Raw genomic sequence first — 16,011 nt, 5'->3', positions numbered from 1 at the left:
AATTTTTGGGAGTATTGGTCTAAAAAGATGTGGATTTTGAGTAATCAGGTTGTTTAACTGATCCTCAAATTCTCCGGCAGCTTTTGAAGTTTCACCATCTGAAAATCCACAAGCTCCATCAGATAATTGCCTTCCCTGTCAACAAGATCAATATTGAATGTGTCTGTCTCGTCATCCGATGCTGTTCTGGTTGTGATGCAGAGATATTCTGCATCCTTTTCTCCTCTTCTGTGGAACTTGAGAGAACCGATTTTGTAGGGCAGAACGATAACACTATCTGTAAAAAACTGAAAGACACCGCCTGTCTGGAACATGCCATCAAGAAGGATAACGTCAGTGAGAAAACATGGATAGGGATCTTCAGTGAAAAATGTTGATCTGCTTCTGTCCGAAATTTCAGTGATAACCGTTTCTCCGTCAAATGACAGAACTTTCTGTATGGTTCTGAAAATATCGTCCATAAAAAGACGCTGTGGGTGATAGATAAGTTCTGCAAGCCTTTCGCCATTTTCAACTTCTTTCAACTCAGGAATATCACGTTTTTTTCCGGAATGGCCTTCCAAATAATCAAAGAGATGATCAATAATTACTTCGCTTTGATAATGGAGCTTTGGATCGCCCATGGCAACACCTGCATTGTTGACAAACTGGGAAGTAATGCGGCAGTTGTAGCTTTGTTGACCGGATTTTTTTTCTAAAACTGTTGCCAGCCCTGGTTTAACTGAAATCATTATATCCTTGGGTTTTTTCTGGAGCAGTTTTATGCCGTAAGGTATCGAAAAGTTCTTGATTTCGCTGATACCATGACCTTTCGCACCATGTATGGCCATTGCAGCTTCTGCCATGGTTTCCACACCGGTTGCCCCCAAAAAGACCGGGGTCTCTTCCATGGAGTGATCCAGCAAAAAGCGATCTTTTTCAATGTTCAGGTTTCTGGAAAAAACAGTAGTGTCATCGACGATATCGTCAAACCTGCTGTCAAGGAAAGGGGCAATGGTCAAAATACCGTCTCTGTCAAAGGCGTGATCAAGTCCTGTAAATACAACTTCCCTGGTTTCAGAATCCGTAAGTTCATCCATAAAAAAGGCAATACCTGTTTCAAGGGGCAAAAATTTAAGGCCACGCTCTGTCAGAACCTTCTGAACTGTTTCACGGGTTGCCATTCCTGCACCGCTCCATGCAGTCCAGTCCATTATTTTGCAGAATATTTGCGGACTATTAGCCTCTTCCTTCATCAGGATTTTTGCCATCATATCATTTGCGGCTGTGTAGTCTGTCTGACCTTCATTGCCAAACTTTGCCGTGACAGATGAAAAGCCCACATGAAACCTTACCCCTTTTCCTTTAAGGGCAGAGATAACATTTGCACAGCCGGAAACCTTGGTGTTGAATACACGCAAAAATGAGTCAAAGCTCTTTTTCTCAAAGGGCATACTCTCCTCAAGACCTGCGGCATGAATCACACCGTCAATGTGGTCAATTGATTTCAGGGCATCTTCAACAGCATCTCTGTCTGCAACATCGGCAGCAAGGTATGTCACATTTATGCCTTGTGATTTGAGGATTTCAATGTTTTTCCTGGAATCCCTTATGGATATTATTTTTGATGCTGCTTTTTTCAATTCAAGTGGTTTCAGTGGAGCCTGTCCGGAATCTCCTTTGCCCCGCTGCTTCAATGCAGCCATGATCGCTGATTCATTATAGGATTCATCAAGAAATTCAGGCACAATATCGTCAATATCGCTTCTTCCCATTATCACAAGATCGGTTTTATATTGTGATACCAGGGATTTGAGGATTTCAAATGTTATGCCTCTTGCGCCCCCTGTAACAAGCAGGCAATCGGCGGAATTTACAAGGGGTGTTCCTGTCTTGCAGAGCTGTTCTTCAAGGCGCATCACATATTTTTTGATATCTTTAAAATCAGCAGCTATTTTATAACCTGTCTCCACCCTTGGATCATGGGAGCTTATCTCATCAAGAAATAGTTTTGAAATAGCCTCCTTAATTCTGGCACTGTCAGTTTGTTTCTCGCTATTTTGTTCAAGGGATGTTGAAATATCAACCATTTTCACCCTTGTATCAGGCATCTCCTTGGCAAGGCTTTTCATCATACCTGAAATACCTGCAAAGCATGGTTCAATACCCTCCGAATAATCTTGCAACCCTGAAGTTTCTTTAAATCCTAAAGAGTCATCGTGGGGAAAAACAACAGAATTTATAGAGAGAGCTGCTATCATTTTCCCCTGTTGATTCAATGCCCCATACATCTTTTTTATAAGAAGGAAAAAAGATTTGACATGCTGTTCCGGTGTTAATGGTGATGATTTTTCATCCTGTTCAGTTGTCAATGGTGATGATGTTCCCCTGAAAACAAGATCAAGGGGAGCAAGATTTATAAAGATATCCGGTTCCTGATTTTTTGCAGATATTGTTGCTGATATTTTCTCAGCACTTGAAACTGTTGCTTCATCTGACGAAAAATCGGCGAAAATGATATCATCGCAAAAGTCAAAATCCTTTTTCACATCTTCTGTTTCAGCAGAAGAAGGCATTTCTGAGGAAGTCATTGCTGTGGAAGTCTTTTCTGAGGAAGTCTTTTCTGAGGAAGCCTTTTCTGAGGAAGCCTTTTCTGAGGAAGCCTTTTCTGAGGAAGTCTTTACTGAAGGTGAAACAGGCAAAATACCCGTAACCTGACAACCCTCTCTTTTAATAGCTGTTGCAATTCTCTGTGCAAAACCTGCATTGTCAAGGGTCATGATGACCTTTTTACCCTTTAAAAAGGATGTTTCGCCCATTGTGGTTACAGGAAGACCTGTCTCCCTTATTACAGGCACCAGTCGCTTCATGTCTCCAGCTTCAGGCTTGCCTCCTCCTGCGGGTGGAGTAGGCTCTGGGTCATCAGGATCATCATTGCCATCTGCATTGTCATCTGTATTATCATTGATTTGTAAACTACCATCAATAACTTCTGAATTATCAACGAATCCAGTACTGTCATTGATTTCTGAATTAATACCGGTTTCTGTGTTGTCATTAACAATCCCGGAAGGAGCTATTTTTGCATCCACATATGCAGCAAGTTTTGCAATGGTATTGAGATCACGAAGTTTCAGATCCTCCGGAACCGGAAATCCAAAATGTCCGGCTGCATTGGCAAAAATCTCAACCTGCTTTACAGTGTCAATTCCAAGGTCTCCTTCAAGGTCAAGATCTGCATCCAGCATATCTTCGGTGTAACCTGTCTGATTTGCTATGATCTCCCTTATCTTTGCAAGGGTTGTTTCAATTGAAGCAAGTGTTGTTTTGGATGTTAAAGAAACGCCTTCTGTCGGGCTTTCTGATTGCAATGATTCTGATCTCGCTACAGATTGCGATGAAACTTCTATGTCTGTTGTCACTCCATATGTTGCCCCTGTTCTGGAAGCAACATATGCAGAAAGCTTTGCAATGGTGTTAAGATCACGGAGTTTAAGATCTTCCGGTACTGCAAAACCAAATGTGGCAGCACTTTTTGCAAATATTTCCACCTGCTTTACAGTGTCGATTCCAAGATCAGCCTCAAGGTCAAGATCTGGCTCAAGCATGTCTGACGTGTATCCGGTCTGCTCGGCTATTATCTCCTTTACCCTATCCATGTAATGCGAAAGATCGCTGGAGGATATCCCTGGAAATTCCACAGCAACTTCCGTTGAGATTGCTGCTGTGGTTGAACTCTGTGCAGCATCACCGGCAACTGGAGCTGTATGATGGCCTCCCACAACAGAGTTTATATATGCTGCAAGTTTATCAATGGTGTTAAGATCTCTGAGTTTAAGATCTTCCGGTACTGCAAAGCCAAATACTCCGGCACTTTTTGCAAATATTTCCACCTGCTTTACAGTGTCGATTCCAAGATCAGCCTCAAGGTCAAGATCAGACTCAAGCATGTCTGACGTGTATCCGGTCTGCTCGGCGATTATCTCTTTTACTTTTTCAATGATACCTGAAGTGTCAGGAGCAGAAATAGCTGATGTGGAAGGTGCAGACATTGGGGCAGATGTTGCCGCTGTTGTGGGAGATGCTTCCCGGGAAACTTCGGGCGTCGAGGCCAGAACAGATTCTGTACGTGGCTTTTGGGTCATTGCACCTGAAGTTGGTACACTTGAAGGAATTCCACCTGAAGGAATTGCACCTGAAGTAGTTGCACCTGAAGTAGTTGCACCTGAACGAATTACGCCTGAAGGAGTTGCACCTGAAGGAATTGCACCTGAAGGAGTTGCACCTGAAGGAATTGCACCTGAAGAGATTGCGGTTTTTGGCGCAAAAGAGTCAGAAGTTTTGCTGACATTCCCTTTCAGCTCCCCCGGAACCACGCACAAAGTGTTGTCTATGATCTTAAGTTCAGGGTTGTAGCTCTCTGTAATTCTTTCCAGCCAAAGAGCATACTCTCTGTTATTTTCAAACTGCTTCTCCTCAATGCGCCTGACAAACAGAAATGCAAAGTGAGAACCAAACCCTGCCGCAAGGTGCAGGCCATATTCAGAATTGATCTTTTTGCGGCTGCTGAAGTTAAGCTCCTTAAAATGATCGGGGATTTTTGTCAGATTGGCAATGGGCGGAGCCTGTCGCCTCTGCAAAGCTTTTATCATAACAACATCCTCAATGGCTGCCCCAAGCGTATGGCCTGTAAAGCCTTTAGTATTTGTAATGCAGATGTTGTTAAGATGATCACTGAAAGCGGTCTTTAAAGCTGTCACCTCGGCATCGGCACTGCCTCCCCTTGCAGGGGTGTAGGTCTCATGGGACATGAAAAGAAGCTTTGAGGCATAATCTTCCTGTTTCAGGTGATGCTGCTCCTCGATTTTTGTGATAAAGCGCTTCATCTCGCTTGCCATGTGAGCCACATCAATGTTGAACGTGTGGTAGGCGCTGTTGGCCATGTGTGTTCCAAGAATTTCAGCCTGTCCCCTCATGCCGCGCTCTTGAACAAGGGATGCCTGTTCCACAACAAGCCCCACAGCTCCGCTTCCCAGGATTGTGCCGTTACGGTCGCTGTCAAAAGGTTTTGCTGCTTCAGATACACGTTTTTTGACAGTGGCAGCGCCAAGTGCCAAAAATCCTGTACCTATCCACTGGTTCTGGGCAGAAGATGTGGCATTTTCGCCGCCAATTACAATGACCCGCCTGCATCGTCCAACCCTTATCCAGTCCTCGGCAATGCCTATGGCCTGGGTGGTTGATGCACATGCGCTGCTCACAAGGGTGTTGGGCCCCTTTGCCCTTATTATCTGGGCAAGATGAGCAGAACCAAGGGGGCAGGCATTGGTCATGAAGTTTCTGTCAAATCTGTAGGGGCCAAACTCATCTTTTTTACGATTTCTTATCTTGAAAAACCAGTCAGTAACCGATGCCTTTACTGTGGCATCCTTAACATTTTCCATGAGATAGTAGTAGATATTCTCAAACTCCTCATATGGCTTTAAAAAGAGCTTATCATAAAAGTATCGCTCCATCTCATTTATCAGGGTTTCGTTACTGGGGAAAAGAGATGTTATTATAACGCCTGTCTCATCCTGCATCTCTTTTGGAAGGGCAAAACCATCGGGAATCATCTTTCCGCCTGATGCAGACTTTTTGTACTGCATCACAAGGGGAATACCTGCATCTTTAAGGGCTTCAATACCGGCTGCAATTCCAAGGGCCATGCTGATATCGTACTGCGCTTTTATTCCATACTCGTCTGTGAGACTGAAATATCCAAGCTGACCTGCAAGGTGGATCACATCCTCGGTGCGTGTTATCTCCACAAAACGTGCATTGCCGTCTGGCTGCTTAAACAGGCGTGTAATGTTTTTGTCTGTTATCTTAAGCTGCTCATCTAAGGTCAAAGGCTCAATAAAGTTGCTGCCCTCAAGGATACGATCAAAGTTATCAGATGCAAAGACACGGTTTGCCTTACCGGGAAGTCCAACAGATACCCCTGAAATCACAATTGGGTCGGTTGTGAAATTAAAGCGCTCCACAGCCTCCATTGCAGCTTCCCTTTTGCGTCGGATAAATTCATCATGGAGAAGTTTTTCCGCAAGCTCGGCATTTTCCCTTTTAAATGAATCAAAATCATCTTCAAGGGTCACTGCCTGATGGGAACGACGGCTTTCAACTGCCTGTAAAAGTGCTTTTTTCCTTGCCGGAAGAATTGCATCTCTTTGTGGATGCTGCCTTGAAAATATTGTGCTGTAGGATTTAAGATAGTCACGACAAGCCTCAAAGGATTTGAGTTCCCCCTGCTTTGCATCAACTGCAACAATACTCTGGTATTCGGCAATGTTGATCTTTTTTAAAAGATTGGCAAGAAGCCTTCCTGGGCCTATCTCTATGTAGTGGGTTCTTCCTGATTCATAGACATATTCAACAGATTTTATGAACTCCACAGGGGATGTGATCTGACGTGCCAGAAGATCCTTTACAGCCATGCGATCTTCCGGATATGGTCTTGCAGTTACATTGGAAATCACACGGGAGAAGGGAACATCATTAAAGGTTATGGTGGCAAGATACTCCCTTAACTGCTCTGCCGCATCCCTGAAAAGCGGTGTATGAAACGCTCCGGAGAGGTTGAGCCTCCTGAATACAATATTTTGGGAATTTAAAAATGCACAATATGACTCAATGGCTTCGGCATTGCCTGATACGGCTGTCTGATTTTCGCTGTTTTTGTTGGTTATGTAGATGTCGGAAAGGCCGGACTCTCTTATGGATGCGGCAGTATCTTTTTCATTTCTGAAAACCACCATGATCTTGCCGGGATATTTTGTGGCAGCCTCTTTCATAAGATCAGATCGTTTTATGATAAGGCGCATGGCATCATCAAAATCAAGCATTCCGCTGCAAAAAAGAGCTGTATATTCTCCTACACTGTGCCCGATAAAACAGTCAGGATTAAAGCCCCTTGTACTGAGACGCTCAAAAAGGGCGGCAGATGAAAGAAAGACCGCAGGCTGGGTGTTTTCAGTAAGATTAAGGCGCTGATCTTCATTGAACATGATCTTCAGAAGCGAGTAGCCTCTCTGCTCCATGAAAATCTCTTCACCACGCTCCATGATGTCCCTGATTTCAGGATCGCTGTCAAAAAGCTCCTTCATCATGCCAGGACGCTGGGCACCCTGTCCGGAAAGAAGTGCCACCATTTTCTGACGTTTGCCGCCACTGCTGGAAAAAGGCCTCTGATTTTTACCGCCACCTCCTGAAAATTGACTTTTAGGAGTTATATCTTGACGACTTATGTTACCGCTTCCTGAAAGTTGACCTTGACGACTTATGTTGCTGCCACCTGAAAGTTGACTTTGACGGCTTATGTTGCTACTTCCTGAAAAATCTTTTGAAGCAACACTATCTCTTTTTTGAACACCACTTAAAGAAGCATCTGTTTTTACAGAAACCGTATCACCAGAACTTACTGAAACTGTTGATGGATATAAAGATGTAGATGCGGCAGCAGAAGAACTTACCTTTATGGTACTTAAAAGTGGTTTTTCAACCGACTTTGCAACTGTTGTGCGGGTCAGCCAGGAAGGAAGGGTACTCATGATCATGTGGCAATGGTTGCCGCCAATGCCGTTGACATTAAATGCAAAACGTAAAGGTTCTCTGTCTGATACCGGCACCATCTCATTTGCAACCTTCAGAATTGTACCGTTTTTAAGTGTGGTGTGCTCCCTGTCATAGTTGAAATTGGGAAGAAGAGTACGATTGCGATTCATCAGCACCATCTTTGCAAGGGATACAGCAGGATTTGCTGATTTGAAATAGCCAAACTGAGGTTTGATATTGCCGCAGTATAGCTCATGGTGAAAACATTTTTCCACAACCTGTTTTTCGATCATATCCCCGAGAATATTGGAAAAGGCGAAAAGATCAAGGTGTTTTACATCCTCCTTTCTTATGCCACTCTCCTGATAGCAGGCATTTATGGTTGAGACAAATGTCTGCTCGGACGGGGCAAGAAGATGATCTGGAACACTTGACTTTATTGTGCAGTGGTTCACCTCGGCAAGGATCTCCATGCCTGCTTCCTTTGCCTTGCCATAGGTGGTCAGCACATGTATTGCAGCCCCCTCTCCCATTGCATATCCATCTGCTCGATCATCAAAAAAGCGGGGCTCTGTGGCGGAAAGAAGACCAAGACGCTTGAAAGCCATTAAAACAGCAGGAAAAAGATTGGCATCAACACCACCTGCAAGGACAAAATCAAGCCTTCCAGATGCAATATTTCTTATTGCATTGTCTATTGCAATCACAGCAGATGCACAGGATGCATCAACAACATAGTTTACACCATTGAGACCAAAATGGTTTGCAATACGCCCCGAAATTATGTTGGAGAGAAGCCCGGGGGTTGTATCCTCGTTGTTTTCCGGAATGCGTTTGCGGATTGCTTCCACAAGCTCAGAGGCTATTTTTCCGGCAATATTCATATCTCCATTTCTATCTGAAGATACTGTTTTTCCGGCAACAATCTTATCTTTGCTGCTCTCTAAATCCCCTTTGGCAGCTTTATCAGAGGCGATTTCTGAAGAGTCACAACAGAGGCTCTTCTCTATAATCTCGGCAATCTCTGATTTTCTCACCCTCAGGATATTTTTGTTCTGCCTCTCCCCTGTCATTGTGGCAAGAATTACACCTGTGCGGTTTCCCTTTTCCAAAAGCTTCCCAAGGCCAGACGTTGTTATGGCCTCATCAGCAGCATCAAGCCCGAGAAGCTGTCCCCTTTCAAGGGATCTTACAATTGTTGGGGGCATACGGTACTTGATGTTATTGAACTTAAAATCTTTGATAACTCCGGCACTCACCATTGGCAGGTGATATATGGATTTTTTGTCAAACTCGGCATAACTTCTGTTGTCAAATCTCTCTTCTGGAATATCGGAAAGCTGCTTCTCACCTGACTGAAGGTTTTTCCAGAACTCATCACAATCCTTTGCACCCGGAAGGCGAACACCCATTCCTGCAATGACAATCCTCTCATCATTGAAGTCATGGGAAGGATCCCTGAAAATGCTGCGATTAAGGGGCATGTAACCGGGCCGGAACTCCTCTACCACAACATGATAGTTTATGCCGCCAAAACCATAGGAACTTACAGCAGCCTTACGGGTTCTGTTATCAGTGGTTTTCCACTCTTCAGGTTCCGTGATTATATATAAAAGGGATTTTGCAAGGTCATGGTTGGGGGATAGTGTCTCAAAATTGGCTGTGGGTGGCAGTACGCCTTTTTGAACAGCAAGAAGAGCCTTTACAAGACCTGCTGCACCTGCTCCTCCAAGAAGATGGCCTATCTGGGACTTTATTGAGCTTATACCGGTTCTTGATCTTGCATATACCTGCTTTAATGTCTGAAGCTCGGCCTGGTCTCCCATTATTGTGGATGTGCCGTGGGCCTCAATAAAGTCAATATCCTCAGGGGCTACATTGTCAGCAAGCATATTTTCGTAGCAGCGCTTGAGGGCAAGCACCTGGCCGTCAACATTTGGAGCCGCAATTGCCTTGCCCCTGCCGTCGGAGCTGCCGCCAATGCTTTTTATTATGCCAATTATGTTGTCATTGTCCCTTATGGCATCCTTCATGCGCTTCAGGATAAATACAGCAGAGCCTTCCCCCAGAATAAAACCGTCTGCTCTTTTATCAAAGGGAAAAGAGCCGTTGGCTGAAAGTGCCCCCATCTTGCAGAAACCTACAAATGATTCCGGTGCAAGGTGGGTATTTACCCCGCCAACAACCATCTGATCATGGGTTCCGGATAGAAGATCCTGCACTGCGGCATCAATTGCACTGAAGGAAGATGCGCATGCAGCATCAACAACATAGTTGACACCTCTTATGCCAAGATGCCTTGCAATACGTGAGGCTTCAATGTTTAAAAGCATTCCGTGAACCGGATCATACCCTGCATTTTTCCCTTCCATGCCCTTCTGAAGATCTTCAACAAGAATTTTTTGCTGTTCCTCGTCAAGTTCGTTGAAAGCATCTGTTTTCCTGAGCATAGAGAGCACTTCAGGAAAATGGTATTTCATCTGAAGCTCATTTCCAAGTTCATTGCCAAGGCAGGTGGCAATAATTACACCAACTCTGCCTGACGGGCAGCGTGCTGTATCATATTGCAGAGTCTCATTATCAAGATAGCCCGCATTTTCAACTGCCTGGTATGCAGTTTCAAGAAGCATCTTCTGGGTACGGGATAACTTGGCAGCTTTCTGATCATCATAACCAAATCTATCCTGATCAAAGAGAAAATCATCAACATAACCTGCAAGCATTGTATATGCTCTATCCTCGGCTGATTTATCGGCATCATAATAGAGATCCTTTCTGATTCGATCATCCGGCATCTCCTTTATGGAGTAGCGTTTTGAAAGGATATTTTCCCAAAGGGATTCAGGATCATGGGCATCAGGAAGCAGGCACCCCATACCAATGACGGCAATCTCGTCATTTACACTTTTTTTATTTGATGAAAAGATCTCAAGCCTGTCGAGATTATAAAAAAGAGCCTGTTTGACATACCTGTCAAAAAAATTGCTGTGGATATCGGCAAGGGTTACAGATGATTTGAAAAATGCCAGGCTGTCTCCGACAAGAAAATTTCCCTTTTTTCGATGCTCTTCGCCTTCAAACCATGTGTAATACTCCTCTCCCATGCGCTTGAAGTCAGGCAAAAATCCCTTTGCACCAATAAGAAGCGAGCCTATGTTGTTTTTCTCAAAGGTTTTTTTGCGAACTTCCAGTTTTTCACCCTGCTTGATCATCTCCTTCTCTTTCTGGATCATCATGCGGGCAAATTCCGTGGGAGCTGTGCGGGAGGCAAGACCTACGCTGTTGCCTATTACCATTGTCTCATCCTCTTCAAACAAAATGGTCTGATACTGCTCTTTTATACTCTTTGTGTCCACAATCTCCTTTGCAAAAAGATAAGCTGTGCCAACCTGAATCCCAATCTTAACACCCTTTGCAGCAAGGGAGGCTGAAATTCCTGATATAAAATGTGATGCAAAGCATGTGGATATTCCGCCTGCAAAGACAAGACTTAAACCGGAAAGAGTCTCGTCATCCTTCTCTTTAAGCTTTGCAATGGCAGCATCCCACAAAACAAGGCTCGACAGAGATCCTATGTGGCCGCCGGCCTCTTTGCCTTCAAAAATAAAGCGGGTGCATCCGCTTTTGATGGCATTTTCCATCATGGATATTGAAGGAGTATGCAGGTATGTCTTTGTACCTGCCTTTTCAAGTTCAATGACCTGGGAGGGTATCCCTCCTGCAAAAAGAGCAAATGGTGCCTTGTATTTTTTAACCATCTCAAGGTGCTTTTCAATGGCTGGGTTAAATGCCTCAATACCCACAAGTCCGGCACCAAAGATCTTGACCTTTTCAGAACCATTTTTAAGCATGTTGTCAGCCAGAACCGGAGGAAGGCTTCCCACTGCAAAAAAGGGAAGAGCACCAGCCTCAAACACCTTTACTGCAAAGTCAGGATTGTCACTTACATTTGCCATTGGCCCCTGAATAAGAGGTAAACGGGTTCCATGATCCTCTGCCATTGGAGAGTTGGCTCTCATTGGGTCAAAGGCATCCACATCATTTAGCTGACTGCCTATATCCTTGAAAAATTGAGATATCATACCGGCAAGATCAGTGGGAAGTTTTGCAAAATCCTTTGCAAAAAATCCATCTTGGCCAAGAAAAAAGAGGGACTGGACAGCAGCGGCATCACTGTTGTCCATCCCTGTTATATTATCCTCAATTTCCTTATATATAATAAGGGAACCATCTTTTTTATCAGAGACCACAATCCCCTTTTCCTTGAGATCTTTTGCAATACGGGTTCCAAGTTTTGCAAATACACGGAAAACATGACGGCTGTCAGTGGAGATCTCCATTGAGTCACTCTCGTCAAGTGTTGAGAGTAGTTTTCTAAAATTATCGGAAAGGGGAGATTCATCACAAAGCCACACCTGGCTGTCCAGAACAACTCCGCTTACTCCGGCTGCAAACATGCCGCTTGCAGTGTTTCTACCAACACCACCATGAATAAATATGGGCAAAGTGCTGTTTTTGAGGTACCACTGCATGAGTACAAATGAAGAGTAGTTGGATACACGCCCACCTGCTTCATTGCCTTTGAGAATCAATGCATGGGGACTTAATGCGTCAATGCGGTGGTTAATGTTGATATTCCTTGTTTCAAGAACAAGTTTGGTGTCGGAAAAATTTTTGAATTCAAAGGAAGAAGATGAAGAAGATGAAGTAAAACCGGAATTTATTGATACGACAATGGTGTCAATGTTTGGAGATTCAAAATCGCTGATTTCGTTGAGAAGTGCCTGAAACTCCTCCTTTGAAGAAGATACAGAAGTCTCTTCCACAGAGGTTGTAGAAGAGCCTTTCACAGTGGCTTTGGTATTATCCACGGAATCTTTTTCAATATTTTCAGGTTCAACAAGACGCAATCCAAAAAGTATATCAGCATTTATAAGTTCTTTTATTCCTTTTATTATCTCCTGCCTTGACAAAAACTCAGTATCAAATACAGGCAGAGCACCTGCCTTGAAAACAGCCGTAAAAAAGTTAAGTGAAAAAACCCTGCATGGGTTGTAAATTATCAGAGGGAGTCTGGAATTAAGTATTCTTGAAAGCATTATATTTCTCTCCAAATTTTTCTATTTGCATGCAGAGACAAACGCGTACCTTGTCTCTAAACTTAAAGTCATATGTTGTTTTTTTGTTAGTTGTTAATATTGATGAAGCTGTAAAAAGTCCGGTTTTAAGATTACTTCACTCATAACCCGCTAAAATTATTATTAGGTATTTTGGTGTTATGGAGTTTTTTACCGTGAAAATGGATACAAATTTTCATATTCGGGGGTGCCTGAGTCACAGCTATCTCCGTTTACAAGAGCATCAATATTGTTTGAACCAGATCATATACTCAAAGTTGAGACCTATGATCTTGTAAGCCTTGTCAACACTGTCTGAATCAGGATTCCCAAGATTAACAGGATAAGGCAGGATTATCTATCCTGAGCATCCTATCCATCCTGGTTATCCTGGTTCAGACAACTGCAATAACTTCTGAAAAAGCAATAAGATGTCGATTTTAAGTAATATATCAATTTCTAAAGGTTCTGATTACAATCAAAAAACATACCATTACATTTTAAATATTATAACCAACTGATATAAAAACAAATATAAGCACCAGAACTTATATACACACAAAAATTACCACCAACCCTTACATTCATTATTTGAACATGCCTTGCAATTTATGCACATTAAATATAATAAGATTGTTAACCAAATGTTCATACAAAATCATAAAGAGAAAAGATGCAATTGAAACAAAGCCAATTACAAAGCGAAGAAAAAGCCTTTTTCAGAACAGTTTACCATGCGGCATTTGCAAACCCCTTTGGCGAATTAAGGGAGAGGCTTGACAGAAAAATTGCAGGACTTTTTCCGGAAGTTCCACGCAGGGAGAGTTCTGATCTCTGCATTGAGGAGGTCGATAAAAGAATAAAACGCCTTGAAAATGAAGGCAGAGGAAGCATTCAGGGTTTTACCGGAAAGGACAAAGAGATTATTCAGGTTGTTTTTCTGTTTGATATTTTCCATAAATTCAGGGACAGGTTTGATCAGCTTATCATTGATCAAATGAAGGCAGGAGAGACTCCGGTGCATGTCAGTTTTGCTGAAGAAGCCATGAAGATGCTGCACAAAAGGGGAATCCCTGAAAAAAAATTCCTTCACTACTTTGCATTTTCATTTCAGTTAAGGCGTGCTTTTTTTTTCATATCCAATTTTCTTGTGGGAACAAGTCCCTGCATGAAGGAGTTAAAAAGAAACCTGTGGAATAATGTCTTCACCAACAACATCCAGCTTTATGACAATATACTTTGGAATCGAATGGAAGATTTTTCCACCCTGATTCTTGGTGAAACCGGCACAGGTAAAGGAACCGCAGCAATGGCCATAGGAAGAAGCGGTTTTATTCCTTTTGATGAAAAAAAAGGCTGCTTTAAAGAGAGCTTTACAAGTGCCTTCATACCCATAAATTTGTCCCAGTTTCCCGAAGCCCTTCTGGAATCAGAGCTTTTTGGCCATAAAAAAGGTGCTTTTACAGGTGCTGTTGAAGATCACAAGGGAGTTTTTCAACATTGCAGCAGTCATGGCTCAATATTTCTGGACGAAATAGGAGAGGTGCCAGGCCATATTCAGATAAAGCTTCTGCATGTACTTCAGGAAAGAGTCTTTACCCCGGTTGGAAGCCATCATGCATCACGCTTCCGGGGCAGGGTCATTGCGGCAACAAACCGCCCAATGTCTGCCATAACAGATGGAAGCATTTTTCGGGATGACTTTTATTACCGACTTTGCTCCGACATGTTTGAAGTTCCTCCCTTACGCCTTAGAATAAGGCAGCAACCGGGGGAACTTCAGGAACTTCTTTCATTTACAGTGGAAAGAATTCTTGGGAAAAAATCAGAGGAGCTTGTTCAAAAGGTCTCACGAATTATTGACAGGCAGCTTGGAAAAGATTATCACTGGCCAGGGAATGTCAGAGAAGTTGAGCAGTGTGTTAAACGGATTATCCTTCGCCGAAATTATGAGGGACATCCACATTTTAAAAAAGGGAAAATAGAGAATTCCGGGGAGTCAAAAACAGACTGTTTAAAACAGAATTCTCTCAATCAAAAATCCCAGGAAACAGATATTTTGAGACAAAAACTTAGGGAAACTGATGCATCCCCCCAAAAATTGGAAACACGCAAGCTTCTGCTCCAGTCTGTGGAAAATGGTGAAATGGATGTTACAACTCTTGTATCCACCTACTGCCGGCTTCTATATCATGAGCACGGTACATATGAGGCTGTTGCCCGCACAACCGGACTGGACAGGCGTACTGTTAAAAAATATATAAAGGATAGATAATATGCTGGATTTTTTACCCAATACGATCAAAGGAATGCTATCATTCTTGATGTATCTTTTAAATACCATTGTATTGTGCAGTGTGCTTTTTGTTGTTGCATTTATCAAACTTGTTTTACCCATTCCTGCCCTGTTAGCCTTGTATAACCGTATTCTCATCTCAATTGCCATGACATGGGTTGGCATAAACTCCATTAATTCAGATCTTTTCAACCGCATCGAATGGAAAATAAACGGTCTTGAAGCACTGCACCTGAAAGAGTGGTATCTTGTGCTTTCCAATCACCAGTCATGGATGGATATTCTGGTATTGCAGAAGGTTTTCAGGGGGAAAATCCCGATGCTTAAATTCTTTTTGAAAAAGGAGCTGATCTGGGTTCCCATCCTTGGTCTTGCCTGGTGGGCGCTGGATTTCCCTTTTATGCGGCGTTACAGCAGCGATTTTATTAAAAAGAATCCGCACCTTAAGGGAAAAGACCTTGAAACCACACGTAAGGCATGTGAAAAATTCAGGACAATTCCAGTCTCTGTGATGAATTTTGTGGAAGGGACACGGTTTACACCTGCAAAGCATGAAAGACAGAAATCTCCCTATAAAAATCTGCTGAATCCCAGGGCAGGCGGTGTTGCCTTTGTCTTAAGTACCATGGGAGACTGCATCAGGAAAATCATCAACGTCACCATTGTCTATCCGGATGGGGCAGATACCTTCTGGGGATTTATCTCTGGAAGAGTCAGAAGAGTTGTGGTTGATATTGAAGTACTTCCCATAACCGATGATATTTTAGGGGACTATTTCAATGACCCTGTTTTCAAGGCAAATTTCTGTGAGTGGCTAAACGGGCTCTGGAAAGAAAAGGATGAAAAAATATCGTCAATCCTTGAAAAATTCAATAAATAAAAGCCATCTTTCATTTGTCGGTTTACACTTTTTTTGAACCATGATTTTCATGATTAAGGGATTACCTTGATTATTAAAAAAGATTTTAAACCTTTCAATTGTGGCAGCCATCCGCCATGCACGTAATATGGTGTAAACAGGAAAAT

At 42.9% G+C, this 16,011-nt stretch carries 3 protein-coding genes; 2 read left to right on the top strand and 1 reads right to left on the bottom strand.

Annotated features, from left to right (window positions below; all coding sequences use genetic code 11):
• Nucleotides 1-53: 53 nt before the first annotated feature.
• Nucleotides 54-12,671, bottom strand: coding sequence for a type I polyketide synthase (locus MTBBW1_RS15845; RefSeq protein WP_080804736.1), 12,618 nt, complete (start codon nucleotides 12,669-12,671; stop codon nucleotides 54-56).
• 691 nt (nucleotides 12,672-13,362) lie between these two features.
• Here MTBBW1_RS15845 and MTBBW1_RS15840 point away from each other — a divergent pair.
• The gene (locus MTBBW1_RS15840; RefSeq protein ID WP_245809425.1) at nucleotides 13,363-14,964 is read left to right on the top strand and encodes a sigma-54-dependent transcriptional regulator; all 1,602 of its coding nucleotides are present in this window, start codon (nucleotides 13,363-13,365) and stop codon (nucleotides 14,962-14,964) included.
• A 1-nt stretch (nucleotide 14,965) separates the two neighbouring features.
• Nucleotides 14,966-15,865, top strand: a complete 900-nt coding sequence (locus MTBBW1_RS15835) for an acyltransferase (RefSeq protein WP_080804735.1) — start codon at nucleotides 14,966-14,968, stop codon at nucleotides 15,863-15,865.
• Nucleotides 15,866-16,011 lie beyond the last annotated feature (146 nt).

This window comes from Desulfamplus magnetovallimortis (assembly GCF_900170035.1).
Classification (GTDB): Bacteria; Desulfobacterota; Desulfobacteria; order Desulfobacterales; family Desulfobacteraceae; genus Desulfamplus; species Desulfamplus magnetovallimortis.
This window is presented reverse-complemented; position numbering and strand designations above follow the sequence as displayed.

Excerpts from the sequence above, each read along its gene's own strand:
- MTBBW1_RS15845 (WP_080804736.1), bottom strand. The coding sequence starts at position 12,671 with ATGCTTTCAAGAATACTTAATTCCAGACTCCCTCTGATAATTTACAAC.
- MTBBW1_RS15840 (WP_245809425.1), top strand. The coding sequence starts at position 13,363 with ATGCAATTGAAACAAAGCCAATTACAAAGCGAAGAAAAAGCCTTTTTC.
- MTBBW1_RS15835 (WP_080804735.1), top strand. The coding sequence starts at position 14,966 with ATGCTGGATTTTTTACCCAATACGATCAAAGGAATGCTATCATTCTTG.